Consider the following 26,516-nt stretch of genomic DNA (forward strand, 5'->3'; position numbering starts at 1 on the left):
GCGTCCGTCGCCCCGGGGCGTGGCGGCCGATGGGCCGTCAGGCGTCGTGGGGGCGGTCGACGCGTAGGACAGCCTAGCCGGTCAGCTGTCGCCCTCGCGCTGGCCCAGGGTGACTTCGGCAGTGGAGGTCTTGCCGTCGCGCTCGTACGTCAAGGTCACCTTCTCGCCGGGCTTGCGGGTCCAGATCTCGCCGATGAGGGTGGGGCCGCTGTCGATCACGGTGTCGTTGAACTTGGTGATCACGTCGCCCGGCTTGAGGCCCGCCTCGGCCGCGGGGCCGTTCGGGGTGACGGAGGGAGTGCCGGCCGCGCCCTCGGGGGAGATGGCGGCGCCGCCGGTCTTCTCCTCCATGGAGACGGTGGCGCCGATCACCGGGTAGACCGGCTTGCCCGTCTTGATCAGCTGCTCGGCGACGTTCTTCGCCTGGTTGATCGGGATCGCGAAGCCGAGGCCGATCGAGCCGGCCTGGGACTGGCCGAGGCCGCCGCCCGTCGACTGGATCGCGGAGTTGATGCCGATGACCGCGCCCGTGGCGTCGAGCAGCGGGCCGCCGGAGTTGCCCGGGTTGATCGAGGCGTCCGTCTGCAGGGCGCTCATGTACGAGTTCTTGTTGCTGGAGCCGTCCCCGGAGGCGACCGGGCGGTTCTTCGCGCTGATGATGCCCGTGGTGACCGTGTTGGAGAGGCCGAAGGGCGCGCCGATCGCGATCGTCGAGTCGCCGACCGCCACGCTCTCCGAGTTGCCGAGGGGGAGCGGGGTCAGGCCCGCCGGGGGGTTCTTGAGCTTCAGTACGGCCACGTCGTAGCCCTGGGCCCGGCCGACGACCTCGGCCGCGTACTTCTTGCCGTCGGAGAACGTGGCCGACAGCTCGCCGGACTCCGCGGCGGAGGCCACCACGTGGTTGTTCGTGAGGATGTGGCCCTCCTTGTCGTACACGAAACCGGTGCCCGTGCCGCCCTCGCCGTCGCCGCCCTGCGCGTCGATCGTGACCACGCTGGGGAGCGCCTTCGCCGCGACCCCGGCCACGGTGCCCGCCGGGCGCTTGAGGTCCCTCGGGGAGTCCGACGCCGAGACGGTGGTCGAACTGCCGGACGAGCCGTTGTCGTTGCGGTCGGCGGCCCAGAAGCCAAGCGCGCCGCCGATGCCGCCGGCGACCAGGGCCGCCACCGCGACCGCCGCGACCAGTCCGCCCGCGCCCCGCCTCCCGGTGCCCGGGGAGGGGGTGTGGCCGGGCTGCGGGGACGGGGCGCCCCAGACCGGGCCGCCGCCGCTTCCGTTGCCGACGCCGCCGCCGGGCGTGTGGGCCGCGCCGCCGCCCGCGTACGACGGGACCGCGGGCGGGGGCGGGGGCCAGGAGGCGGCGCCCGCGGGGGGCTCGGGCGCCGCCCCGTACGGGGAGTGCGGGGGCTGGTGGGGGTGCGGGGGCATGGGGGGCTGGGGTGTGTGAGCCGTCGCCGCGTGGTCCTGGGGCGTGCCCTGGGCCGTGGGGGTGTGGCGCGGCGCGTCCGCGTGCGTCGGGGTGACGGGCGGGGCGGCGGGGGGTGTCGCCTCCGCGGCCGTCGTGTCCTTGGGCTCGTCCCGTACGTTCTCCGCCGCCGGGTCGGGAGTGGTGGCGGGCACGGGAGGTGCGGGCGGAACGGACGGCACGGCCGGTACCGCGTTGCCCTCGGTGCCCTCGTTCTCTGTGCTCACAGCTCTCTACTCCTCGGTTCCACTCGGCATCCAGTCGGCATTCGGCAAGAAATCCGCTGTGCAGGTGTCTGCGGTCAGCTTTTCCCACGGCGCGTCTGGCCACTGTAAGCAGGACCTGTGCATCCGCACACCAATCTTTACATCAGACAAAACGGACCTCCAGGGTTACATGTGCTCACCCACCCCCGTGGCGGTGACACCATGGCGCGCGTGACCCAAGCACGGCAGCGCAGCACCCACACCGCGATCCAGGTCGTCGCCCACCGCGGGGCCTCCGACGACGCCCCCGAACACACCCTGGCCGCCTACCGCAAGGCGATCGAGGACGGGGCCGACGCCCTGGAGTGCGACGTCCGGCTGACCGCCGACGGCCACCTCGTCTGCGTGCACGACCGCCGGGTGAACCGCACGTCCAACGGGCGCGGCGCCGTCTCCGCCCTGGAGCTGGCCGACCTCGCCGCCCTCGACTTCGGCTCCTGGAAGGACCGCGAGGAGTCGCCCGACTGGGATCCGGCGCCGGGCGAGCTGACCTCCGTGCTCACCCTGGAACGGCTCCTGGAGCTGTTCACCGACGTACGGGCCACCGGGCGGCCGCTCCAGCTGGCCATCGAGACGAAGCACCCCACCCGCTGGGCCGGACAGGTCGAGGAGCGGCTCCTGCAGTTGCTGAACCGCTTCGGCCTGGCCGAGCCGCCGGCCGACGAGCCCTCCCCCATCCGCATCATGAGCTTCTCCGGCCGCTCCCTGCACCGCGTCCAGGCCGCCGCGCCCGCGCTGCCCACGGTCTACCTGATGCAGTTCGTCTCGCCCCGGCTGCGCGACGGCCGGCTGCCCGCCGGATCGCGGATCGCCGGACCCGGCATGCGGATCGTGCGCAGCCACCCCGGATACATCGAACGGCTCCACCGGGCGGGCCACCGGGTCCACGTGTGGACCGTGAACGAACCGGCCGACGTGGAGCTGTGCGCCGAACTCGGCGTCGAGGCGATCATCACCAACCGCCCCAAGCAGGTTCTGTCTCAACTGGGCCGCATTTAGCACACAACAGGCACGCAAAGCACCCCCGTACCACCCCGGCGGGGAGTACACCGGCGCACTCGTCGAGCACTTCTTCGTGACGAGTGCGTCACCGACAGCCCCCTGGCCGGTTTCCGGTGCAGCTCAGTGGGGCATCCAACCCGTGGCGTGGGGCAAAGGAGGTCTCGGGGGTGGCGTTGGTGGTGGCACAAGAGGTGCCTGCGTCGTCGAGCATGGCCGTTCCCCATGGCCCTGCGGGCGTGGGGCAGGCACGACACCGGATGCGTGAGCAGTTGCGCGGCAACGGGGTGTCGGACGCGGTCGTGGACGACGCCGTGCTCATCCTTTCCGAACTGCTCAGCAACGCCTGTCGCCACGGCAGGCCACTGGGACGGCACGCGGATGTCGGTGACGGCGACATCCGGGCCGCGTGGCACGTGGACACGGGCGGCGGTCTCACCGTGGAGGTCACGGACGGCGGCGGGCCCACCCGCCCGGTTCCCTCCACCCCCTCGGTGACGGCACGCGGCGGGCGCGGGCTCAACATCATCAGCGCCCTGGCCCAGGAGTGGGGCGTACGGGACGACTCGTCGGGCGAGGTCACGGTCTGGGCCCACGTCCCCTCCCCGAAGCCGCCCGAGATCGGCGCGGTCGGCGGACTCACCGGGTTCGAAGGGCTCGACTTCTCCGACGTCCTCGACGACGCGAGCTGACCGCCCCGACCGCGGAGTCGCAGGCGCCGGTACGACGACGGTGTCACAGGCGTATCTACGGCGACGGTGTCACGGGCGTATCTACGGCGACGGTGTCACGGGCGTATCTACGGCGACGGTCTCGCGGGCGCGTGTACGGCGACCGGGTCGCGGGCGGCTAGGCTCGCGCCGAGACCGCACTGTCGCAATCGGGAGAACGCCCACCATGGCCAAGAAGCGCCCTCAGACCAAGGCCGGGAAGCAGCAGCTCAAGGACGGTGAGATCCCGGTCGTCGGGGCCCGTGAGCCCTGCCCGTGCGGTTCGGGCCGTCGCTACAAGGCGTGTCACGGACGCGCCGCCGCCCAGGCCGTGACCGAGCTGGTCCACCGCCCGTTCGAGGGACTGGCGGGCGAGTGCGACTGGGTCGCCCTGCGCGAGCTGGTGCCCGCCGCCACCGTCGAGCTGACGCTGAAGGGCGGGCTGCCCGAGGGCGTTCCGTCGGTGACCCTGGCGACCGTGCTGCCGATGGCGTGGCCCGCCCTGCGCCGCGACGACGGCTCCGTCCTCCTGGCCCTCCAGAACGACACCTCCTCCGGCGACCTGAGCCGCGACCTCGCGGACACCCTCCAGCGCGCGCTGGAGGTCGAGCCGGGCACCCCGGTCACCGCCCGCCGCGTACCGGCCGACGGGCCGCGCCTGCAGGATCTGCTCGACCCGGAGGCCGCGTTCGAGCCGGTCGTCCACACCGGGTTCGAGTTCTGGGTCCCCGACGCGGAGAACGCCACCCCGGAGGTGTCCGCCTCCCTGGAGCGCGCGAACGCCGCCGCGATCCCGACGGTGCTCCTCTCCGGCGTCGACGCCGCCTACTGGTGCGAGACCCCGGAGAAGAACCACCTGCGCTGGGTCATGCCGCACCCCGAGGAGCAGCTCCTCGACGCACTCGCCCGGCTGCACGCCGCCGGCACCTCCTCGCTCGGCGAGAACACCCGGCTCGTCGGCTCGTTCCGGGCGCACGGGGTGGTCGTCCCCGTCTGGGACCTGCCGACCTCGATGGGCGCCGAGGCGTGCGAGAAGCCGGCCGTCGCGTTCGCCGAGCGGCTGGCGACGGCCCTCGCCTCCGACGCCCCGCTCACCGCCGAGGAGCGGCGCGCCCGCGGCGGCCTCACCAACCGCCAGGTGACCCTCAGCTGACCCTGCCGGGACCCCTGCCGCGTACGGTGACTCGCGTCACAACTCACCGTACTCACAAGTAAATCGCCGTCCCTATAGGCGAGATCGAATTTGCGAACGGCAGATCTCTTGTTACCGTTCTAGAAGCCCGGTCGCTGGTGCATCCCCCGTCGCCAGCGACCGGGCGTCTTCGTCTCCGGGCGTCACACGTCCTCGGCCGCCCGCGCCCCGGGCCGACTCGCTCGCCCGCCCGATGTTCTCGGTCGCCCGACGCGCTCGCTCAGCCCGACGCACCCGGCCGGTCCGATGCTTCCGGCACCGGCGCCCGGTCGGATCCGGCGCGCAGCAGCAGCGGCGCCTCCTCCACCGGACCCGCGCCCGCGTACTCCGCCACCGCCGCATAGGCGTCCGGCCCGCCCGCCGAGGGGCTCCTCGGGGTCTCGCAGCTGCCCGGCTCGTCGTGGGCCGGGAGGGCGCAGTGCAGTTCCACGGTCCGGCCGCCCGGCCCCATCAGCGTGAGTACGGAACGGAGTTCGGCTCCGGAGGTGTTGCGGTAGTAGGCGCGCGCCCAGGTCTCGCCGCCACCGGTCATGACACAGGTCTGCGCCTCGACACCCTCCGGCGCGACCAGCTCGGGCCCGCACCGGGCCGCGTCGCCGACAGGTGATGTCGATGGCGATGCGGAAGAAGAGGGTTCCGCCGTCGCACCGGAATTCATATACACATCATCAGAAAGCTTTTCCGCACGGATTCCTGACGAACTGTCCGGAGGTTCACCGTCCGCCGATACGGCATCCGGGGCGCCTCCGGGATCTGCGGAAGCAACGATCGGAATCAGGCACGCGAACGCCACGGCAGCCGTGAGACCGATCATGCGGAGATTCATGGTGGCCCCCTTGCCGACTGCGCGCGAGTGACCGGGCAACGCCGGTATCCGAGCAACGCGGGTGACTCGGCTGACACGCGCACGCGCCTACGCGCGTATTCGAGGCCGACGATATCCACGCGGGGCGCGCGGCCGGGCCGACCTGCGCCCGTTCACCACCGATACGGCCCGGCTCACACCCGTACGAGTGAGCCGGGCCGTACGCCGTCGTACACCTGCCGCCGCGCAAGCCGGCTGCCGTACGCCTGCCGCCGCGGACCGACAGCGCGCAAGCCGGCCGCGCGCCAGCGGTACACAAGCCGGCCCGCGTACGCCGTCGGTACACAACCGGGCCCGCGCGCCGTCAGTACGCAAGCCGACAGCACACGCCGTCGGCACGCCCGCCATCGGCACGCGCGCCACCAGCACACGCCGTCAGTACGCGAGTCGGCTGCCGCCGTCCGGGGCGCTGGTGCTCGCCTCGACCAGGGCGTCCAGGACGGCCTCGACATCCGGGAGCCAGGGGGCCGCCGCCCCCGCCCGTCCGCCGCCGCCCTTCGTGATCCGGCGGAGGACCGGGGTCGAGGGGGCCGGGGCCGCCAGGGGCGCGGGGGGCCGCTCCCAGCGGACCTGGCCCGTGCCGATCTCGGAGGGGGGCAGGACGAGATAGCCGCCCTCCCCGTGGAACCGGAGCGAGCTGGGCACCCAGTCCTTGCTGTACAGCAGCTCACCGAGCCGCTCCAGCGTGTACGGGGCCACCAGCAGCGACCACCGGGTGGGCGTCGCGACGACGGGGCCCAGCCGCATGCCCATCCGGTCCAGCGCGACCAGCGCCCGCGCACCGGCCAGCGCGGGCAGGCTCACGGCGCACGGCGCACGGCCGCCGGTCGCCAGGATCACCGGGGCGGTGGGGCGGTTGGTCCACCACCAGCGCACCATGCGCTCGTCCGTGGTGGCCGCCAGCAGTACGGGGTCGAAGGGGTGCGCGCCGGGAACGGCGCAGTCGGGGTCACGACAGGCGCAGCCGAGGCCGCGCCCGTCGCGCAGGGCGGCCGGCGCGGTCCCGGCTCCGGGGAGCACGGGCCACTGCCATGCGGTGGCGAAGGTCAGGGCCGCTTCCAGCCGGGCGGCACCCTCCTTGCGCCGGAGCCGGAGCCTGCGTCGCCTTCCGAGGATCTCGCGCATGAGCGCTCGTTCCTTTCCGTTGAACGCCGAGTCCACATGACGTAGACGCGTGTGGGACATCGCGTGCACGTCTCTTCGCTGTGCGTACGTGCTCAAGAGGTTCTGCGGTACGGGCGTGCCTTCGGTACCGAGCGTGAGCCGAGCCGAGCCGAGTGGAACCGATCCGAGTGGAACCGATCTGGGGTGGTGCCGAGCTGTGTGGAGCCGGGGGCGCCCGCCACGGGCGCCTCGTGCCTACCGGCCGGGCCCGGTCCCCGCCGCGTCGGGCGGAGGCGTGACCGTCGCTTGATCGCGACCGTCACGGGTAAGGACGTTCCGGACCCGCTGTCAGGTTCCTGAGCGGTCGCATCCGCCCGTGAGCGTCTGCCCCGAGCATCGTCGATTACGTACCCAGCCTGCCCGGAATGACGCCGCCCCGGGCATTTCACCCCGGCGGAACCCCTTGTTGAGCTGCCCCAGTCGACCGCAAATCGGCGCCGGAGGGTACATTTTTCGGCCAACTTGCCCAACACTGGAAGAGCGCTGGAAGAACACCGGACAGGCCCGGAAGAGGTGCTGATCCGGCGAGCCTCCAGGGGACAATGCTGGACATCGGGTTACTTGTGCGTGTACATGTGGATGCATTGATAGTGGCGCAGAATCACATGGGGGTTTGCGATGCTATTCGACGAATCGCACCAGCATGAGAGCTGGCTGTCATGAGCGCCCCTCACCTGCCGAAAGTGGCTGGAATCGATCCAGAAGTTCCGGTTTCAACGCAGACTGCCGCTCCTCTGAGGGAGATCCCGGCAGCGCCCGGAGCCTTCATCCAGGACCGCCTCGCGGGCTGGGTCTCGGACCTCACGACCCTGCACGAACTCACCGAGCGGCTGGCCTCCACCGCCACCCTCGACGCCGCCCTCAACGAGCTGCTGCACGCCGGAGCCGCCCTCGTCGGCGCCCGCCGCGGACTCCTCGTACTGGAACGGGCGGGCACCACGACCCCTTCCACCACCCTCGGTCTCGGGCTCGGCCCCGCCGACCTCGGGCACCTGGAGACCGTGGAGCGCTCGGCCACCGCCCTGGGCCGGGTCCTCGACGGCCCCCCGGAAGCCGCGGACGCGAGGGACGGGATCGCCACCCCCGACCTGCTCGGTGACCAGGACCTCGACCCCCGTCACCGCGAGGTCGCCACCCGTCTCGGGTACGCCGCCAGTTACGCCCTGCCCCTCGCCTCCGAAGCGGCGGGCCGGCTCGGCGGTGCCGTCTGGTTCTACGACGAACCGGGCGAGCCCTCGGAGAAGCAGCGCCACCTGGTGGGCCTCTACGCGCGGTACGCCACCGAGCACCTGGCCCGCCTGACCGAGCTGGAGCGGGCCCGCGCCGACATCGCGACCGTCGCCGAGGAGCTGCTGCCCAGCCGGCTGCCCCGCATCCCCGGCGTCCGGCTGGCCGCCCGGCACCGGACCGGGCCCCAGGGCGGCGGCGACTGGTACGACGCGCTGCCGCTGCCCGACCACGCGCTCGGTCTCGCGGTCGGCTCCGTCGGCGGTTCCGGGCCGAGCGCCATGGCCGCCATGGGCCGGCTCCGCGCCAGCCTGCGGGCGTACGCCGTGATGGAGGGCGAGGACCCCGTCGCCGTACTCTCCGATCTGGAACTGCTGCTGCGGCTCACCGAGCCCGCGCGGACCGCCACCGCCCTCTTCGCCTACTGCGAGCCCGCCGCCCGCAAGGTCGTGCTCGCCGGGGCCGGGCACACCCCGCCGCTGGTCCTCGGCGACCGGCGCTGCGAGTACGTCGAGACCACGCTCTCCGCCCCGCTGGGGATGCTCGCCTGCTGGGAGGCGCCGAGCGTGGAGTTCTCCCCCGCACCGGGAGAAACGGTGCTGCTCTACACGGACGGGCTGCTCCGCCGCACCGGCGACGCCATGGACCGCGCCTTCGCCCGGCTGCACTCCGCGGCCGCCTCCGTGCCGAAGGCGGACCGGCACGACCCCGCCGCCGTCACGGACCACGTCCTGCGCGCGATGCTGCCCGACGGCCTCGACCGGAGCGACTCAACCGAGGACGTGGTCGTCCTCGCCGCGCACTTCGACTGAGGTCGGCCCGCACACTTCGGCTGAGGCCTCCGCGCGCGTCGGCCGAGGCCCGAGGGGCGCGTGGGACCTCCTGCGTAACAGGTCTTTCGGCCCTGGGCCCCCTTCCGCACGCCCGTACGATGGGGGGTGGTCCAGCGTCGCATCAAGGAGAGTCACACGTGTCTGAGGAGCTCATCCCGGAGACCCCGGAGCAGGAGACCGAAGAGAACGAGGCAGCGGAGCCGATCAAGCAGCGGAAGAACGGCCTGTACCCGGGCGTCTCCGACGAGCTTGCCGAGAACATGAAGTCGGGCTGGGCCGACACCGAACTGCACGACCTCGCCCCGATCCCGCAGGCCGAGCACACCGCCGCCCGCCGCGCCGCGCTCTCCGCGCGCTTCCCCGGCGAGCGCCTGGTCATCCCCGCGGGCAACCTGAAGACCCGCTCCAACGACACCGAGTACGCGTTCCGCGCCTCCACCGAGTACGCGTACCTCACCGGCGACCAGACCCAGGACGGCGTCCTCGTCCTGGAGCCCACCGGCGAGCAGGGCCACCAGGCCACGATCTACCTGCTGCCCCGCTCCAACCGGGAGAACGGCGAGTTCTGGCTGGACGGCCAGGGCGAGCTGTGGGTCGGACGCCGCCACTCCCTCACCGAGGCCGAGCAGCTGCTGGGCATCCCCGCCAAGGACGTCCGCGAGCTGGCCGCCGCGCTGGCCGAGGCCACCGGCCCGGTCCGCAGCGTGCGCGGCCACGACGCCTCCATCGAGGCCGCCCTCACCGACAAGGTGACCGCCGAGCGCGACGAGGAGCTGCGCGTCTACCTCTCCGAGGCCCGCCTCGTGAAGGACGCCTTCGAGATCTCCGAGCTGGAGAAGGCCTGCGACGCCACCGCGCGCGGCTTCGAGGACGTCGTCAAGAGCCTGGACAAGGCCGAGGCGACCAGCGAGCGCTTCATCGAGGGCACGTTCTTCCTGCGCGCCCGCATCGAGGGCAACGACATCGGCTACGGCTCGATCTGCGCCGCCGGTCCGCACGCGACCACCCTGCACTGGGTCCGCAACGACGGTGCCGTCCGCCCCGGCGAGCTGCTGCTCCTGGACGCCGGCGTCGAGACCAACGACCTCTACACCGCCGACGTGACGCGCACGCTGCCGATCAACGGCACGTTCTCGCCGCTCCAGCGCAAGATCTACGACGCGGTGTACGAGGCCCAGGAGGCGGGCATCGCCGCCGTGAAGCCCGGTGCCGCCTTCCGCGACTTCCACGACGCCTCGCAGCGCGTGCTCGCCGAGAAGCTCGTCGAGTGGGGGCTGCTCGGGGACCTGACCGTGGAGAAGGTCCTGGAGCTGGGCCTCCAGCGCCGCTGGACCCTGCACGGCACCGGCCACATGCTCGGCATGGACGTCCACGACTGCGCCGTCGCGCGAACCGAGGCGTACGTCGACGGCATCCTGGAGCCGGGCGTCTGCCTGACCGTGGAACCCGGGCTGTACTTCCAGGCCGACGACCTGACCGTGCCGGAGGAGTACCGGGGCATCGGCGTCCGGATCGAGGACGACATCCTCGTCACGGAGGACGGCAACCGGAACCTGTCCGACAAGCTGCCCCGCCGGGCCGACGAGGTCGAGGCCTGGATGGCGCGGCTGAAGGGCTGACCCATCGCCGTAGCCCGTACAGCCGGCGCACACGGCTTCGGAGGGCGTGCCGCTCACACCATGAGCAGCGCGCCCTCCCGCCATTTCAGGACCTTGTCGAAGCTGACCACCGCGCCGCGGCCCGGCCGGTTGCCGAACTGGACGTGGTCCGCGAGCTGCTCGATGAGGTCCAGCCCGCGGCCGCTCTCGGCGACGCAGGGGACGGGCGCGGCGGGGGTGAGTTCGCGCCGGGCGGGGAAGCCCGGTCCCGAGTCGGCCACCTCGATACGGCACATCTCGCCGTCCAGATAGGCCGTGACCCGGTACTGCCCGGAGTCCGCCGGGGACTGTCCGGAGCGGGAGTCCGTCCGCTCGCCGTGGTCGCCCGGCTCTCCGTGCTCCACGAGGCCCGACCGGTCGCCGCCGTGCTCGACGGCGTTGGCACAGGCCTCGCTGAGCGCGACCGACAGGTCGAAGCAGATGTCGGGGTCGACCCCCGCGGTCTCCATGGTGCCGAGCAGAAAGCGACGGGCGAGCGGAACGCTCGCAGCCTCGCGCCGCAAATGGAGTGACCACCAGATGCTCATGCTCCAGCCTCCCGGCCGCGGCTCGACGTATCGATACGTATTGCCGCGCTTCGCCCTTCGTAAGCACGGATCGGCTGTGAGAGCCCTCATTCGGCGGATGCGTATATTCCGCGCGCCGGTGTATGGCCGCGCGCGGAAGGAGCGGTCGGGGGCGGGGCCGGGGGCCGGGGCACGTTCCGGAGACGGGGCGTCCGCACTCCGTACATCCCCCGCCAACAGCCGCAACAAGCGCGCTTGGGGACGGAGGCTGATCTTCCGGACCTGCCGTACCGCGCGGGGGTGCGCAGTGCGATGATGTTCCGGCCATGTCCACGCCTGTCGCACACGCCGGAGCCGGTCTGCGGCTCATGAGGGCCGCGGTGTTCACCGCGGTCTGCGTCGTGCTGTCCGCGGCGGGACACACCTTCGCCGCCGGTGCGCCGGTCCCCGCGTGGACCGTGCTCGCCGGGTTCCTGAGCGTCCTCGCGGTGGCCTCGGCGCTCGCCGGACGGGAACGCTCCCTGCGGTCGATCGCGGGTGCGCTGGCGGGTGGTCAGATCGTCCTGCACGTCCTCTTCGCGTACGGCAGCCACGGCAGCGCCCAGGCCGTCGCCGCCGCCGCGCCCAGGGGCAGCGGCGAGAACCAGCTGATCCGCTTCGCCGCCGGGCTGGTGTGCGGGGCGGGCCCGGGACAGCTCGACGCCACCGAGGCGCACCGCATCGTCACCACGGCGGGCATAGACCCCGCCACGGTCACGGCCGCGACGGCACAGGGCCACGGCCACCTCGCCTCGGCCGCCACCACGGCCGGCGCGGTCTCCGACGGCGGCTCGGACATCGCGTCGGCGTACGCGACGGCTCTCGCCCTGCTGCCGGCCCTGCCGATGTTCCTGGCCCACCTGCTCGCCGCGCTCGCCGCCGGCTGGCTGCTGCGGCGCGGTGAGGCCGCCCTCTTCCGGCTGGCCCGGCTCTCGGCGTACGGCGCCCAGGAGCTGGCGGCCGCTGCCCGGCTGCGCTCCCTGCGCGCCGCGCTCGCACTCGTACGCGCCCTGCGCACCGGAGCGCGCGAGCAGCTCACGAGCGGCCCGCGCGCCCTGCGTACGGCCGACGACGACCCGGTGCCGACGGCCGGGGATCCTCTGCAGCACCTGGTGATCAGGCGCGGGCCTCCGGCCCCGTACGCCCTCGCAGCCTGACGCGACATCGTCGTCCACCGCCCGGAACGGATCAGCACCGCCGGGACGGGCCGCCCGCCCCTGTTCCCGGGCGGCTCCCCGTGGGCTGTGCCGGATCCCTCCTGGAGGCCCCGCCCGGGGCTCCCGGGGACCCCTCCGGACCGGACGAGGTGTCGTGCCGCCGTCGCGCACCCGCGCGCCGGACCACCGTGATTCCCCTTCCTCTGTGGAGTGATCCCTGCCATGAACCTTTCCCGTATCGCCCTCGCCACCGGTGTCGCCGCGTCCACCGTCCTGCTGCTCGCCGGTCCCGCCGCCGCGCACGTCAGCGTCCAGCCGCAGGGCGAGGCCGCCAAGGGCGGTTACGCCACCCTCAACTTCAAGGTCCCCAACGAGCGGGACCAGGCCTCCACGGTCAAGCTCGAGGTGAACTTCCCGGCCGAGCACCCGCTCTCCTCCGTCACCCCCGAGGCCGTGCCGGGCTGGAAGATCGAGATCACCAAGGGCAAGCTCGACAAGCCCCTGGAGGTGCACGGCCGGAAGATCACCGAGGCCGTCACCAAGGTGACCTGGACCGCCGACGGCTCCAAGATCGAGCCCGGCTACTTCCAGCAGTTCCCGGTCTCCGTGGGGCAGCTGCCCGAGGACGCCGACCAGATGATCTTCAAGGCCATCCAGACGTACGACAACAAGGAGGTCGTCCGCTGGATCGAGGAGCCCAAGGCCGGCGGCGAGGAGCCCGACTCCCCGGCCCCGGTCCTGGCGCTCTCCGCCGCCTCCGACGACCACCACGGCGGTGGCGCGGCCGGTGACACCGAGGCCGGTGACGACCACGCGGCCGACGACAAGGCCACCGACAAGGCCGCGTCGGCCGAGGGCGACAAGAAGGAGACGCACGCCGCGTCCTCCTCGTCGAGCGACACCACGGCGCGCACCCTGGGCATCATCGGCATCGTCGTCGGCATCGCGGGCGTCGCGTTCGGCGTGCTCGCCGGCCGCCGCCGTTCGGCCTGATCCGGCCGGGCCGGGCCGTACCGCGTCCGTACTGCGGCGTACGCGTACGGCCCGGCCCGCCGGTCCCACCACCCTCACCACGTTCAGGACATCTCTTCATGCGCAACAGAACAGCAGTGGCAGCCGTGGCGTTGGCCGCCGCTGCCGCACTGGCCCTCTCGGCCTGCGGCAGCGACGGTGACAAGGCGGGCTCCTCGTCGATCGCCGATGTCGAGGCCTCGCCCAAGACCGGGGCCGCGACCGTCCTCCACCAGGAGTTCACCAAGCCGGACCTGGTCCTCACCGACACCGACGGCAAGAAGTACGACCTCCGCGAGGCGACCAAGGGCAAGCCGACGCTCATCTACTTCGGCTACACCAACTGCCCCGACGTCTGCCCGCTGACCATGAGCAACATCTCCGTCGCCAAGCGGGACCTGCCCAAGGCCGACCAGGAGAAGCTCCAGGTCGTCTTCGTCACCACCGACCCCGAGCGCGACACACCCGCCTCGCTCGGCAAGTGGCTCAAGGCCCAGGACCCCACCTTCATCGGCCTCACCGGCGACTTCCCCACCATCCAGGCGGGGGCGCGCCAGATCGGCATCGGCATCGAGCCCGCTACGACGGACAAGGACGGCAAGCCCGTCTCGATGCACGGGGCGCAGGTCGTCGCCTTCTCCCCGAAGACGGACGGCGGTTACGTCCTCTACGGCGAGGAGACCACCGCCGAGGACTTCGCGAAGGACCTCCCCAAGCTGGTCAAGGGGGAGAACCCGTGAACCGCCGCACGACCCTCGCCGCCGTCCTCGCCCTCACCACCGGGCTGACGCTGGCGGGGTGCTCCACGGACAGCGGTGAGCCCCAGCTGAAGGTCGTCGGCGCGTTCATGCCGCAGCCCGTCAGCGACATGGCCGCCGGCTTCCTCGTCGTCCAGAACAGCGGGTCCACCGCCGACCGGCTCACCTCGGTGACGAGCCCGCTCTCCGACGACGTCACGATCCACGAGACGAAGAACCAGCAGATGCGCGAGGTCTCGTCGTTCGAGGTGCCGGCCAACGGCGAGCTCGATCTCGAACGCGGCGGCAACCACATCATGTTCATGAAGCTCAAGCAGAAGCCCAAGCAGGGCGAGAAGGTCTCCGTCGAGCTGCACTTCGAGAAGGCCGACCCCATCACGGTCGACCTGCCGGTGAAGGAAACCACCCACAACCCGAAGAAGCAGTGAGGGACCGACCGTGATGACCGCCACCGCCCCGCGTCCACGGCCCTCCCGGACAGGACAGCCGTCCCGGACAGGGCGACCGTCCCCGGCAGGACGGCCGTCCCCGACACGCCGGCCGTCCCCGATACGGCGACCGTTCGCCGCCGTCGCGCTCCTCGCCGCCCTGTTCAGCCTGGTGTCCGGGCTGCTGCTGGCCGGTGCCGGACCGGCGGCCGCGCACGCCGCCCTCACCGGGAGCGACCCGCAGGACGGGGCGGTGGTGGCCACCGCGCCCAAGGAGGTCACCCTCACCTTCTCCGAGGCGATCGCCGTCGGCGACGGTTCGATCCGGGTCCTGGACCCCAGCAGCAAGCGCGCCGACACGGGCGTCGAGCCGAAGGACCTCTCCGACGGCTCCACCGTCCGGTACGGCGTCGAACTGCTCCCCGGCCTGCCGGACGGCACCTACACGGTGGCCTGGCAGGCCATCTCGGCCGACAGCCACCCCATCTCCGGCGCCTTCACGTTCTCCATCGGCGCCCCCTCCGAGACCACCGTGGCCCTGCCCTCCGAGGAGGTGGGCGGCGGCGCGGTCGGCACGGTCTACGGCATCGCGCGGTACATCGCGTACGCCGGGTTCATCCTGCTCGTCGGCGGCGCGGCCTTCGTCCTGGGCTGCTGGCCCCGGGGCGCGACCGCCCGGCCGATGCAGCGGCTCGTGGTGCGCGGCTGGATCACCCTGACCGCGGCGACCCTGGCCATGCTGCTGCTGCGCAACCCGTACACCGGCAGCGGGAAGTTCGCCGACGCCTTCGACCTGGACGGGCTCCAGGCCGTCCTGGACACCAAGCCGGGCGCCGCCCTCGTCTCCCGGCTGCTGCTGCTCGGCGCGGCCGCGCTCTTCATCGCGGTGCTGTTCGGTACGTACGCCCGACGCGAGGACGCCGTCGAGAAGAGGGACCTCACCTTCGGCCTGGCCGTCGGCGGCGGGGTAGTCGCGGCGGGCATCGCCGCCACCTGGGCCATGTCCGAGCACGCCTCGACCGGTATCCAGGCGGGGATCGCCATGCCGGTGGACGTCCTGCACCTGCTGGCCGTGGCCGCCTGGCTGGGTGGTCTGGTCTCGCTCCTGGTGGCGCTGTACCGGACGCCGGACATCGGGAGCGAGGCCGTACGGCGGTTCTCCCGGGTCGCGTTCGCCAGTGTGCTGGTCCTGGCGGCGACCGGGATCTACCAGTCGTGGCGGCAGGTCGGCTCCTGGTCGGCGCTGACCGGGACGCGGTACGGGCAGCTCCTGATCGTCAAGGTCGCGCTCATCGTGCTCCTGCTCGCCGTGGCGTGGTTCTCGCGGCGGTGGACGGGGCAGCTGACGGATGCGGGCACTGCTTCCGGGGCTTCCGTGACCTCCGATCCTTCCAAGTCTTCCGTGACCTCCGAGGGCGCGGCCGAAACGGTGGAGACCGCCGACGACGTCGCCCCGGAGCGTGCCGCGCAACTCGCCCGGCAGCGGGCCGCCCTGACCGCCACGAAGAAGAAGCGGATACGGGACGCCGACGCGGAGCGCTCCGGGCTGCGCCGCTCGGTACTGGCCGAGGCCGCGATCGCCGTGGTCCTGCTGGCCGTCACCACCCTGCTGACGTCGACCGAGCCGGGCCGTACGGAGGAGGAGGCCAAGGGCGCCTCCACCGCGGCGACCGCCCCGGCGGCCTCGGGGCCCGTCAACCTGAGCATGCCCTTCGACACCGGCGGCCGGAACGGCAAGGGGACCGTCCGGATCGACATCGACCCCGGGCGCTCCGGCGCCAACGAGCTGCATGTGTGGATCGACGGCAGCGACGGCAAGCCGATGGACGTCCCCGAGCTGAAGGTGGCCCTCACCCTGGAGGCGCAGGAGATCGGCCCGCTGCCGGTCGCGCCCGACCGGCTCGCCGAGGGGCACTGGTCGGCGAGCAATGTCCAGATCCCGATGGCGGGGGAGTGGAAGGTGGACGTGACGGTACGGACGTCCGACATCGACCAGGTCACCATCGACAAGACCGTGAAGATCGGCTGAGTACATGAGCAGCAGGACCAGGACAGGGAAGGGCAACGGCCGGCGGGCCCCGGGCTCCGCTTCCACGGCGGACTCCGGCCCGGGCACGGCTCCGGAGACCGCCCCGGATACGGCCCCCGTCGGCGTCTCGCGGCGGCGGCTGCTGGGCGGCGTGGGTGCGGCGGGCGCCACCGGGCTGGTGGTCGGCGCGGCGGGCGGGGCGGCCGGGTATGCGGCGACCCGTCCCGAGGAGCCGACCGCCCTGACGACCGTCGGCTCCACCGAGGCGATGTTTCACGGGAAACATCAACCGGGGATCACCACTCCGCTTCAGGCCCGGGGCCATCTCGTCGCCTTCGACCTGGTGGCGGGGGCGGGCCGCAAGGAGGCCGTGGCCCTGATGCGGCGCTGGTCGGCGGTGGCGCGCGAGCTGATGGCGGGCCGCCCGGCAGCCGGCTCGGCGGACGGGCCCGGCCATGACACCGGCATCGCGCTGGACGCGGGTCCCTCCTCCCTCACGGTGACCTTCGGCTTCGGCCGTACGTTCTTCGCGCGTACGGGTCTCACCTCCCGGCTGCCCGCCGCGCTCGACCCGCTCCCCCCGTTCTCCTCCGACCAGCTGGACGCCAAGCGCTCCGACGGCGACCTGTGGGTGCAGATCGGGGCCGATGACGCCCTGGTCGCCTTCCACGCCCTGCGGGCCGTCCAGAAGGAGGGAGCGGGAACGGCACGGGTGCGCTGGCAGATGAACGGCTTCAACCGCACCCCCGGGGCGACGGCCCGGCCGATGACCGCCCGCAACCTGATGGGCCAGATCGACGGGACCGGCAACCCGAAGCAGACCGACGAGGACTTCGAGCGGCGGGTCTTCGTGCCCGCCTCCCCCGGCACCCCGCACGAGTGGCTGGAGGGCGGTTCGTACGCCGTCGTCCGCCGCATCAGGATGCTGCTGGACGACTGGGAGAAGCTTCCGGTGGACCGGCAGGAGCGGGTCATCGGGCGGCGCAAGGCGGACGGGGCCCCGCTGAGCGGGGGCGGCGAGACCACGCCGCTGGACCTCGACAAGGCGGGCCCGGACGGCCGGCTGGTGATCCCCGACAACGCCCACGCCCGGATCTCCGCCCCGGAGGCGAACGGCGGGGCCGCCATGCTGCGGCGCCCGTTCTCGTACCACGACGGGATCTCGGAGGACGGCACTCCGGACGCCGGGCTGCTCTTCGTCTGCTGGCAGGCGGACCCGTTCAAGGGGTTCGTTCCGGTGCAGCGGAAGCTCGACCGGGGCGATGCCCTGTCGGCGTTCATCCGGCACGAGGCGAGCGGGCTGTTCGCGGTGCCGGGCGGGGCGGCGGAGGGCGAGTACGTGGGGCAGCGGCTGCTGGAGTCGTGAGGCCGGGTGCCTCAGGGGCCCGGGGGCGCTCGGCCTCGACCGGATTCTGAGACGGCGAGGCTCCCGCCGTACGGCGCAATAGGGTGAGCGTATGTCAGCCACGCGCTACGCCTATCTCGGTCCCGAAGGCACCTTCACCGAGGTCGCCCTCCGCACGCTCCCGGAAGCCGCCACCCGCGAGCTGGTCCCGATGGTCTCCGTACCGGCGGCCCTGGACGCCGTACGCAGCGGAGAGGCGGCGGCGGCCCTCGTACCGATCGAGAACTCCGTCGAGGGCGGCATCACCGCCACGCTCGACGCGCTGACCGGCGGCGAGCCGCTGATGATCTACCGCGAGGTGCTGCTCTCCATCACCTTCGCCCTGCTCGTACGGCCGGGCACCAAGCTGTCCGACATCAAGACGGTCACCGCGCACCCGGCCGCCCAGCCGCAGGTCCGCAACTGGATGGCCGCGCACCTCCCGCAGGCTGTGTGGGAGTCGGCCGCGTCCAACGCGGACGGCGCCCGGCTGGTCCAGGAGGGGCGGTACGACGCCGCGTTCGCCGGTGAGTTCGCCGCCGCCACCTACGGCCTGGAGCCGCTGGTGACGGAGATCCACGACGCGGAGAACGCCCAGACCCGCTTCGTCCTGGTGGGCCGTCCGGCCCGGCCGTCCGCCCCGACCGGGGCCGACAAGACGTCCGTGGTGATCTGGCTGGGCGACGACCACCCCGGTGCGCTGCTGGAGCTGCTCCAGGAGTTCGCTGTGCGCGGCGTCAACCTGATGCTGATCCAGTCCCGCCCGACCGGCGAGGGGATCGGCAACTACTGCTTCGCCGTGGACGCCGAGGGGCACATCGCGGACCGGCGGGTGGGGGAGGCGCTGATGGGGCTGAAGCGGATCTGCCCGAAGGTGCGGTTCCTCGGGTCGTACCCCAGGGCGGGCGTCTCCGCCGACGAGGTCCGGCCGCTGCGGACGGGCACCTCGGACAGCGACTTCACCGAAGCCGCCGACTGGCTGGCGCGCAGCCAGGACGGGCGGATTTGACGGGACGGGCGGTCGGAGCGGGTCCGCAGGACGGGCGATCCGAACCGGTCTGGTCGGCTCCCGACTGCTCCCGACGACGCCCATCGGCTCCGGTCGGCTCACGTCGGTTCCGGGGGCGGTCGACCGCGCTGCGCTGTGGTCGTACCTACGGATAGTCATCCACCCACAGGGTTATCCACAGGCTGGCTTCTCGACCTGGGGACAAGTCGACACCGCAATGCGACATCATCGACAAATCAATGCGGTGGGTCCGAGGGCGTCCACAGCCGGTCGAGTCGCTACACCCCCTCCTGGATCGCGTGAATTCCCTTGATCAACTCACCAGGGCGACGAATTGCCACCCGAATGAGCGTGCGGGAGGGGTTTCGGCACGGAAGTCGAGGGAAGCGAGAGCCCTTCGTCCACCCTCCGGAACATTCCGTTCCGACATCCACAGAACTTCTTCACAGCCTGTGGATAACCATTCCGAAGCGCCGCCCCCTGTGGACAACAGCAGGGGCAAGCCCCCAACTCCCCCTCCGCCCAAGGCTCCTGCGTCAATCAAGCCTGCACCTTCTGCCCTGTTCAGGGGAGTTAACCACCGTTATTGACGCAACACCGGAGGCACACCTCACGATTCACCACCAGAAATACCAATTGCGGCAATTCGGTCAAAGTGACACGCTCGGCAATATCGGTTCGAGTGCGAGATCCGCGCACCGGTAGCCTGGAGGGGTGATTGACCTTCGCCTGCTCCGTGAGGACCCCGACCGTGTTCGCGCCTCCCAGCGCGCCCGTGGAGAGGACGTCGCGCTCGTCGACGCCCTGCTCTCCGCCGACGAGCTGCGCAGGTCGTCCGGCGTCCGCTTCGACGAACTCCGCGCCGAGCAGAAGCAGCTCGGCAAGCTGATCCCCAAGGCCAGCCCCGAGGAGCGCGCCGAGCTCCTCAAGAAGGCCGAGCAGCTCAAGGCCGACGTCAAGGCGGCCGACGCCGCCCAGGACGAGGCCGACGCCGAGGCCAAGCGGCTGCTGCTCCAGCTCGGCAACATCGTCCACGAGGACGTGCCGGTCGGCGGCGAGGAGGACTTCGTCGTCCTGGAGACGCACGGCACCATCCGTGACTTCGGCGCCGAGGGCTTCGAGCCCAAGGACCACCTGGAGCTGGGCGAGGCGCTCGGCGCCATCGACGTGGAGCGCGGGGCGAAGGTCTCCGGCTCGCGGTTCTACTACCTCACGGGCGTCGGCGCGCTCCTGGAGCTGGCCCTCGTCAACGCGGCGATCGCCCAGGCCACCGAGGCCGGCTTCATCCCGATGCTGACCCCCGCGCTGGTCCGCCCGCGCGCGATGGAGGGCACCGGCTTCCTCGGCCAGGCCGCGGAGAACGTGTACCACCTGGAGAAGGACGACTACTACCTGGTCGGCACCTCCGAGGTCCCCCTCGCCGCGTACCACATGGACGAGATCGTCGACGCGGAGAAGCTGCCCCTGCGGTACGCCGGGTTCTCCCCCTGCTTCCGCCGCGAGGCCGGGACGTACGGCAAGGACACCCGCGGCATCTTCCGCGTCCACCAGTTCGACAAGGTCGAGATGTTCTCGTACGTCGACCCGGCCGACGCCGAGGCCGAGCACCGCAGGCTCCTGGAGTGGGAGAAGCAGTGGCTCACCGGCCTCGAACTCCCCTTCCAGGTCATCGACGTCGCCACCGGCGACCTCGGCGCCTCGGCCTCGCGCAAGTTCGACTGCGAGGCGTGGATCCCGACCCAGGGCAAGTACCGCGAGCTGACCTCCGCGTCGAACTGCGACAGCTTCCAGGCCCGCCGCCTCTCCGTCCGGATGCGCGAGGGCAAGAAGGTCCAGCCGCTGGCCACGCTGAACGGCACGCTCTGCGCCGTACCGCGCACGATCGTGGCGCTCCTGGAGAACCACCAGCTGCCCGACGGTTCGGTCCGGGTGCCCGAGATGCTCCGTCCGTACCTGGGCGGGCGCGAGGTCCTGGAGCCGGTCGCCAAGTGACCTTCCCCTTCAAGCTCGTCGCCACCGACCTCGACGGCACCCTGCTGCGCGGGGACGAGACGGTCTCCGAGCGCACGCGCGAGGCACTGGCCGCCGCCACGTCGGCCGGTGCCGCGCACATCGTCGTCACCGGACGCTCGGTCCCCTGGACCCGGCACATCCTGGACGACCTCGGCTACGACGGCCTCGCCGTCTGCGGCCAGGGCGCGCAGGTCTACCACGCGGGCGAGCACAAGCTGCTGACCTCGCTCACCCTGGACCGGCAGCTCGCCGGACTCGCCCTGTCCAAGGTCGAGGCGGAGGTCGGCCCGCTCGCGCTGGCCGCCAGCCGCGACGGCCTGGAGGGCGAGGTGCTGGTCGGCCCGGGGTACCAGGTGCACGAGGGGCGGCTGCCGTACGTCTTCGTGGAGGACGCCTCCGAGATGTGGGCGGCCCCGCTCAACAAGGTCTACCTCCAGCACCCGGAGCTGGACGACGACGCCCTGGCCACCGCCGCCCGGGCCGCCGTCGGCAACCTGGTCGACGTGGTCATGGCGGGCCCCGGTGTGGTGGAGATCCTCCCGCTCGGGCTGAGCAAGGCGACCGGCCTCTCGCTGGCCGCCCGCCGGCTCGGGGTGAAGGCCGTCGACACCATCGCCTTCGGTGACATGCCCAACGACATCCCGATGTTCGGGTGGGCGCGGCACGGCGTGGCCATGGCCAACGCCCACGACACCCTGAAGGCCGTGGCGCACGAGATCACCGCGTCCAACGAGCACGACGGCATCGCGGTCGTGCTGGAGGAGTTGCTCCGTACGGGCTCCGTCGCGGCCACGCCCCACTGACGCACAGCCCTTGAGGGCCCTGCCCGCCGCCACCGGATGTCCGGGGCGGCGGGCAGGGCCTTTTGACGGCGCCTCCCGTCGGGTCACGGCGCCTCCCGTCCGGCGACGGCGGTCAACGGCGCCCGGTGCGGCGCCGCAGGTCCCTCAGCTGATACGCGAAGGCCTCCATGCGCGCGTCGAACCGGGCGTCCATCCGCGCGACCTCCTGCGACAGATCCGACAGCCGCACGCTCATCGCCCCGACCAGCTGCTGCGTCGCGTCGACCTTCCGCTCCAGACCGTCCAGCCGCTCCGACATCCGGCAGAGCACCGGCCCGAGCTCCTGGAGCGCCCGGCCGACATCGACGAGGCAGCTCTCGATCCGGGTGACCCTCGCCTCGAGCGCCGCGTGCTCGGCCCGGAGCGTCCCCTCGGCGTCGAGGAGGTACGTACGGACGCAGCGGGCGATGTCGCTGTCGCGAAGAAGCATGGCGACGTTGAGGACGGTTCGGCGGGTGTAGAGACGCAGTTGAGTGGCCGCCTGTGGATAACTTTCCACCCCCTCACCCTTCCATAGCGACAGCGTGTCGCTATGGAAGGTCCGCAGGTCAGAGCCGCGCAGCACGCGCAGCCCGTTCTCGGTGAACTCCTCCTGGTGGCGATCGGTGAGCCTTCGCACCGAGGTTGTGGATACTTCGAAGTAACGTGCCACCTCCTCTGTGCGAACGTGAATTGCGTCCGGGAGCATGACAAGGCTCTTCACCTTGTCCAGGACATCGACGCGCCCCATCTGCTCGACGCGCAGCGCGCGCGATTCGAGCAGGGCGACTTCCGTGGGCATGGGCATGCCTTCCGTACGAGGGAACGACAAGGGAGCGCCCCTACCCCGGGCTGCAGGGGTGGAGGACGCTCACGGTTGCCACTCACTCGATGACCGGAACGGTGGGCTCCAGCCTCACCCGGGTCCGGCTAACCCCGATTTCACGAACGCTACGACGCCACGGATTCCAGTTGCCTCCACGCACCCTGCCCAACGACCCGATAAACGTACGGTTACGCGCACAGATGTCCCGCTCATACGACAACCCCCGCCCCTGAGGAACAGGGACGGGGGTCGCACGGGGTGCCACCGGGATCAGACCTGGCGCGGGCTCACTCCTCCCCGGCCAGCTTCAGCGCCCGCAGCTTCTGCCCGGCGTACCAGGTGGCGGCCACCGTCACGGCGGCCAGCAGGATCGTGGCGAGCGGCAGGCCCACGTCCGAGGTGACCATGCCCTGACCGGCGACCTTCTCGGCCACCGCGAGGGACCACTGCTGGACGCTGAGCGTCCGCGCCCCCGGCACCAGGCTGCCGAAGAGGGCCTCCCAGACCAGCGCGTACACCAGGCCGATGACCACCGCGTGGCGGCTGACCGTGCCGAGCAGCAGGAACAGCGAGCTGTACGCGATCGAGGCGACCAGCGCCGCGATCGTGTAGGCGACGGCGATCTGCTGCCCGTTGCCGTTGAGGATCAGCCCCGCGAGCAGGGTCGGCAGGGCGGAGAAGACCATGGTCACCGCGATGGCGACGATCAGCTTGGTGAAGATGATCGTGGGCCGCTTCACCGGCTTGGCCAGCAGATAGACGATCGAGCCGTCGTCGATCTCGGGGCCGATCGCCCCGGTCCCGGCGATCACCCCGATCAGCGGGACCATCGTGGCGATGGCGAACCCGCCGAGGACGTTGGCGGCGACCTGGTCGTCGGCCCCGGCGAACATGCGGACCGCCGCCGCGATGACCAGCAGCAGCGCGGGGAGGACGAACAGGATGGCGGCCCGGCGCCGGCCGAGCAGGGCCCGGTAGGTGAGCCGGGCGACTGTGGGGTCGTACATGACGGTGCACAGCTCCTTTCAGGCCACTACTCAGGCCGCTACGAGGTAGGAAAAGACCGATTCGAGGGACTCGTCGGACGGGGAGACGGTCAGCAGCCGGATGCCCTGTTCGCGGGCGACCTTCGGCAGCAGTTCGGTGAAGCGCCCGAAGTCGACGGCCTGGATGCGCAGGGCCTTCTCGGTCAGGTCGACCTCGATGCCGGCCGTCGACGGGTCCGCGATGAGCGCGGCGGCCAGCGCCCGGTCGTCGCTGGAGCGGACCAGATAGCGGTGCGGCCGGTCCTTCATCAGCCGGCGGATCTTCCGGAAGTCGCCGGAGGCCGCGTGCCGGCCCGCCACGATGACCTCGATGTGCGAGGCGAGCTGCTCGACCTCCTCCAGGATGTGCGAGGAGAACAGGACCGTACGGCCTTCGGCGCCCATCCGCCGCAGCAGCTCCATCAGCTGCATCCGCTGGCGCGGGTCCATCCCGTTGAACGGCTCGTCCAGCAGCAGCACCGAGGGCTCGTGGACCAGCGCGGACGCCATCTTCACGCGCTGGCGCATGCCCTTGCTGTACGTGGAGATCTTGCGGTCCTGCGCGTACTCCATCTGGACCGTGGCGAGCGCCCGCTGCGCCTCGGCCCCGCCCAGCCCCTGGAGTTCGGCGTTGGCGACGACGAACTCCTTGCCGGTGAGGAAGTCGTACATCCCCTCCCGCTCGGGGACGATGCCGATCTCCTTGTAGACGCTCTCGTTGCGCCAGATCTGCTGTCCGTCGAGCGTGACCTTCCCCGTCGAGGGGGCGAGGAATCCGCCCATCATGTTGATGAGCGTGGACTTCCCGGCGCCGTTCGGGCCGAGCAGCCCGGTGACCCCGGGGCCCACCGTCATGGAGACGTCGTTGACGGCGACCACATTGCCGAACCAGCGCGAGGTGTGGTCGATCTCGATGGTGGTCACAGCCCGACCCTCCGGTAGCGGCGCATGAGGACGGCGTACGAGCCGGCGACGAGCGCGAGGACAACGAACAGGTAGACCACTCCCATCCCGGCCCCCGGTCCTTCCCCTCCGGGGAAGGAGGAGGTGGCGCCGAGGAACGCGGTCTGTACGCCGCTGATCAGGGTGATCGGTGAGAAGAGGCCGAGCCACTCCACGGCCCCGGGCGAACCGGTCTCCCAGGCGATGACCTGGACCGTGGAGACGGCCCCGTAGGAGATGGTCAGCAGCGCGATCACCGCGGCCACGCCGAAGCCCCGGCGCGGGGTCAGGGCGGCCATCACCAGGCCGAGCCCGGCGAACAGCACGGACAGCAGCGCCACCGACACCAGTCCCTGGCCGAACCACTTGGTCTGATCGGCGAAGTCGAACTTCGCGAGCAGAGCGCCGACATAGAGGATGAGCAGCGGTGCCCCGGTGAGGATGAAGAGGGCGGTCGCCGTGGCGGCGAACTTCGCGGTGACGTAGTCGGAGCGTTCGATCGGCCGCGAGAAGTACAGGGGGACGCTCTTGAACCGCAGGTCCCTGGAGACCGCCTGCGGGGCCTGAGCGGCGATGAAGAGGCCGATGACCGCCTGCATGTAGAGGGCGTACGACGTGTACTTGACGACGAGCTTGGTGGCGTCCGGTGCGGCCATGGAGACGGCCACCAGGATCGCCGCGACCAGGGCCATCACGCCGAACAGCAGCATGGGGAGCACCTTGGACTTGGCGGAACGGCCGAGTCCGAAGGAGCCGCGCAGGGTCTGCGAGTAGAGCGAGCGGCGGGCGTAGGCCCGGCCGAGCCGCCTGCCGTCGTAGGAGCGGTAGCCGATGTTGTGGATCCGGGAGGTGTCGCGCCCGGCCGCGGACTTGGTCTCGGTGCTCATCACGACCGCTCCCCTTCCTGCTGGTAGGGCCCCGGCGTGGCGGCCTGCTGTACGGGACCGGGCCCCGCGGTGACGGCCTGGGCCGGGACGGCTTCGGTGCGGGCCGCGCCCTGTTCCGTACGGAAGACCTCGGCGATCTGGTGGCGGCGCTGCTCCATGCGGACCAGGCCGAGCCCGAGCCCGGCGACGCTGTCGCGGACCAGGTCGTAGGTCTCCTCGCCGGTCGCCTCGACGAGCAGGATGTGGCCCGCGCCCGGCAGCCCTTCCGTGTCGAGCCCGTCGTGGCCGAGCAGGGTGACCCCGGCCCCGGTGAGGACCTTGCGCAGGGCGTCGGTGCCGTCGGGGTGGGCGTCGCTGTCGGTGACCTCCACCGCGAGGGTGGTGGTGATCTGGGTGAAGTCGCTGGTGGAGCTGGAGCGCAGGAGGGCTCCGCCGTCGATGACGACGACGTGGTCGCAGGTGCGCTCCAGCTCGCCCAGGAGGTGCGAGGTCACCAGGACGGAGATGCCGAAGTCCGTGTGGATGCGGCGGATCAGGCCGAGCATCTCGTCCCGGCCGACCGGGTCCAGGCCGTTGGTCGGCTCGTCGAGGAGGACCAGCTGGGGGTCGTGGACCAGGGCCTGGGCCAGCTTCACCCGCTGCTTCATGCCGGTCGAGTAGCCGCCGATGGGGCGGTAGCGCTCCTCGTAGAGGCCGACGTGGCGCAGGGTGTCGGCGGTGCGCTCGCGGGCGGCGGTCGGCGGCAGCCCCGACATGCGAGCCATGTGCACGACAAACTCGGTGGCCGAGACGTCGGGCGGGAGGCAGTCGTGCTCCGGCATGTACCCCACCCGCTCCCGGATGGCGGCACCGCTGGTCGCCACGTCGAGCCCGAGCACCGCGGCCCGGCCCTCGGTGGCGGGGGAGAGACCCAGCAGGATCTTGATCAGCGTGGACTTGCCGGCCCCGTTGGAACCCACCAGACCGGTCACACCTGGTCCGATGTCCAACGTGAGCCGGTCGAGCGCGGTCACCCGGGGGAACCGCTTGCTCAGGGCTTCGGTAGCGATAACGGCAGTCACGGATACGACGGTAGTGGCGCGGGCCACAGCGATCGTCAGCCCTGACGGCTGGATCGGCATCAGACTCCAGGCGTACGGCCCCGTAGGGGGACCCCGCGAAGGAGGAGTTCCGGGACGCGGGAGCGCGCCGTGACGGCTCGGGGCGCGGGACGGCCTCCCTTCGGCCGGGAGTTATCCACAGGCCGTGCACACCTCTTGACGTAGCCGCTGGACATTGTCACATTCATCAGTGTCACGTTAC

At 71.7% G+C, this 26,516-nt stretch carries 23 protein-coding genes; 14 read left to right on the top strand and 9 right to left on the bottom strand.

Going from position 1 to position 26,516, the window contains the following annotated elements; translation table 11 throughout:
* Positions 1 to 81: 81 nt before the first annotated feature.
* The gene (locus DJ476_RS16680) at positions 82 to 1,692 is read right to left on the bottom strand and encodes a S1C family serine protease (protein ID WP_112490929.1); all 1,611 of its coding nucleotides are present in this window, start codon (positions 1,690 to 1,692) and stop codon (positions 82 to 84) included.
* Between the two features lie 201 nt (positions 1,693 to 1,893).
* Between DJ476_RS16680 and DJ476_RS16685 the strand changes: the two genes are divergently transcribed.
* The 3 genes from DJ476_RS16685 (at position 1,894) to DJ476_RS16695 (ending at position 4,593) form a co-directional block, all read left to right on the top strand.
* Entirely contained in the window at positions 1,894 to 2,730 is an 837-nt protein-coding gene (locus DJ476_RS16685) for a glycerophosphodiester phosphodiesterase (protein WP_103418502.1), read from the top strand.
* 83 nt (positions 2,731 to 2,813) lie between these two features.
* Complete coding sequence (locus DJ476_RS16690) at positions 2,814 to 3,422, top strand: ATP-binding protein (protein WP_103418492.1); 609 nt, start codon at positions 2,814 to 2,816, stop codon at positions 3,420 to 3,422.
* Positions 3,423 to 3,627: 205 nt separating this feature from the next.
* Positions 3,628 to 4,593: a DUF5926 family protein gene (locus DJ476_RS16695; RefSeq protein ID WP_112490930.1), complete on the top strand. Its 966-nt coding sequence runs from the start codon at positions 3,628 to 3,630 to the stop codon at positions 4,591 to 4,593.
* Between the two features lie 259 nt (positions 4,594 to 4,852).
* Here DJ476_RS16695 and DJ476_RS35155 read toward each other — a convergent pair whose 3' ends face one another.
* Both DJ476_RS35155 and DJ476_RS16705 read right to left on the bottom strand, forming a co-directional pair.
* A complete protein-coding gene (locus DJ476_RS35155) occupies positions 4,853 to 5,290 on the bottom strand; it encodes a hypothetical protein (protein WP_318294719.1) in 438 nt (145 codons plus the stop codon).
* Between the two features lie 582 nt (positions 5,291 to 5,872).
* Entirely contained in the window at positions 5,873 to 6,622 is a 750-nt protein-coding gene (locus DJ476_RS16705; protein ID WP_103418489.1) for a bifunctional DNA primase/polymerase, read from the bottom strand.
* Between the two features lie 698 nt (positions 6,623 to 7,320).
* Between DJ476_RS16705 and DJ476_RS16710 the strand changes: the two genes are divergently transcribed.
* Both DJ476_RS16710 and DJ476_RS16715 read left to right on the top strand, forming a co-directional pair.
* Complete coding sequence (locus tag DJ476_RS16710; protein ID WP_112490931.1) at positions 7,321 to 8,700, top strand: PP2C family protein-serine/threonine phosphatase; 1,380 nt, start codon at positions 7,321 to 7,323, stop codon at positions 8,698 to 8,700.
* A gap of 158 nt (positions 8,701 to 8,858) precedes the next feature.
* Positions 8,859 to 10,340 carry an aminopeptidase P family protein gene (locus DJ476_RS16715; protein ID WP_112490932.1) on the top strand — a complete coding sequence of 494 codons (1,482 nt, stop codon included), beginning with the start codon at positions 8,859 to 8,861 and terminating at the stop codon, positions 10,338 to 10,340.
* Between the two features lie 53 nt (positions 10,341 to 10,393).
* Here DJ476_RS16715 and DJ476_RS16720 read toward each other — a convergent pair whose 3' ends face one another.
* A complete protein-coding gene (locus DJ476_RS16720; RefSeq protein ID WP_103418486.1) occupies positions 10,394 to 10,906 on the bottom strand; it encodes an ATP-binding protein in 513 nt (170 codons plus the stop codon).
* A 305-nt stretch (positions 10,907 to 11,211) separates the two neighbouring features.
* Here DJ476_RS16720 and DJ476_RS16725 point away from each other — a divergent pair, with 305 nt between their 5' ends.
* The 9 genes from DJ476_RS16725 (at position 11,212) to DJ476_RS16765 (ending at position 21,516) form a co-directional block, all read left to right on the top strand.
* Positions 11,212 to 12,081, top strand: a complete 870-nt coding sequence (locus DJ476_RS16725; RefSeq protein ID WP_112490933.1) for a hypothetical protein — start codon at positions 11,212 to 11,214, stop codon at positions 12,079 to 12,081.
* A gap of 222 nt (positions 12,082 to 12,303) precedes the next feature.
* A complete protein-coding gene (locus DJ476_RS16730; protein ID WP_112490934.1) occupies positions 12,304 to 13,074 on the top strand; it encodes a YcnI family copper-binding membrane protein in 771 nt (256 codons plus the stop codon).
* A 98-nt stretch (positions 13,075 to 13,172) separates the two neighbouring features.
* Complete coding sequence (locus DJ476_RS16735) at positions 13,173 to 13,832, top strand: SCO family protein (RefSeq protein ID WP_112490935.1); 660 nt, start codon at positions 13,173 to 13,175, stop codon at positions 13,830 to 13,832.
* A complete protein-coding gene (locus DJ476_RS16740; RefSeq protein WP_103418482.1) occupies positions 13,829 to 14,278 on the top strand; it encodes a copper chaperone PCu(A)C in 450 nt (149 codons plus the stop codon). Before DJ476_RS16735 ends, DJ476_RS16740 begins: the two co-directional genes overlap by 4 nt.
* A gap of 13 nt (positions 14,279 to 14,291) precedes the next feature.
* Positions 14,292 to 16,307, top strand: coding sequence for a copper resistance CopC/CopD family protein (locus tag DJ476_RS16745; protein WP_318294720.1), 2,016 nt, complete (start codon positions 14,292 to 14,294; stop codon positions 16,305 to 16,307).
* 4 nt (positions 16,308 to 16,311) lie between these two features.
* The gene (efeB, locus tag DJ476_RS16750) at positions 16,312 to 17,673 is read left to right on the top strand and encodes an iron uptake transporter deferrochelatase/peroxidase subunit (protein WP_112490936.1); all 1,362 of its coding nucleotides are present in this window, start codon (positions 16,312 to 16,314) and stop codon (positions 17,671 to 17,673) included.
* 91 nt (positions 17,674 to 17,764) lie between these two features.
* A complete protein-coding gene (pheA, locus tag DJ476_RS16755) occupies positions 17,765 to 18,700 on the top strand; it encodes a prephenate dehydratase (RefSeq protein WP_070200721.1) in 936 nt (311 codons plus the stop codon).
* 714 nt (positions 18,701 to 19,414) lie between these two features.
* Positions 19,415 to 20,692: a serine--tRNA ligase gene (gene serS / locus DJ476_RS16760; protein ID WP_103418480.1), complete on the top strand. Its 1,278-nt coding sequence runs from the start codon at positions 19,415 to 19,417 to the stop codon at positions 20,690 to 20,692.
* Positions 20,689 to 21,516, top strand: a complete 828-nt coding sequence (locus tag DJ476_RS16765; protein ID WP_103418479.1) for an HAD family hydrolase — start codon at positions 20,689 to 20,691, stop codon at positions 21,514 to 21,516. Before serS ends, DJ476_RS16765 begins: the two co-directional genes overlap by 4 nt.
* A 112-nt stretch (positions 21,517 to 21,628) precedes the next feature.
* Here the strand turns inward: DJ476_RS16765 and DJ476_RS16770 are convergent, their stop codons facing one another.
* The 5 genes from DJ476_RS16770 to DJ476_RS16790 form a co-directional block, all read right to left on the bottom strand.
* Entirely contained in the window at positions 21,629 to 22,336 is a 708-nt protein-coding gene (locus DJ476_RS16770; protein WP_112490937.1) for a hypothetical protein, read from the bottom strand.
* A 311-nt stretch (positions 22,337 to 22,647) separates the two neighbouring features.
* On the bottom strand, positions 22,648 to 23,367 hold the full coding sequence (locus tag DJ476_RS16775) for an ABC transporter permease (protein ID WP_019767227.1): 720 nt from the start codon (positions 23,365 to 23,367) through the stop codon (positions 22,648 to 22,650).
* A gap of 30 nt (positions 23,368 to 23,397) precedes the next feature.
* Positions 23,398 to 24,309, bottom strand: a complete 912-nt coding sequence (locus DJ476_RS16780) for an ABC transporter ATP-binding protein (protein WP_070200723.1) — start codon at positions 24,307 to 24,309, stop codon at positions 23,398 to 23,400.
* Positions 24,306 to 25,214 carry an ABC transporter permease subunit gene (locus tag DJ476_RS16785; protein ID WP_070200724.1) on the bottom strand — a complete coding sequence of 303 codons (909 nt, stop codon included), beginning with the start codon at positions 25,212 to 25,214 and terminating at the stop codon, positions 24,306 to 24,308. The genes DJ476_RS16780 and DJ476_RS16785 overlap by 4 nt, the downstream gene beginning before the upstream one ends.
* The gene (locus tag DJ476_RS16790; protein WP_103418478.1) at positions 25,214 to 26,335 is read right to left on the bottom strand and encodes an ABC transporter ATP-binding protein; all 1,122 of its coding nucleotides are present in this window, start codon (positions 26,333 to 26,335) and stop codon (positions 25,214 to 25,216) included. Before DJ476_RS16790 ends, DJ476_RS16785 begins: the two co-directional genes overlap by 1 nt.
* Positions 26,336 to 26,516: the final 181 nt, after the last annotated feature.

Source organism: Streptomyces bacillaris (assembly GCF_003268675.1).
In the GTDB taxonomy this organism is placed as follows: Bacteria; Actinomycetota; Actinomycetes; order Streptomycetales; family Streptomycetaceae; genus Streptomyces; species Streptomyces bacillaris.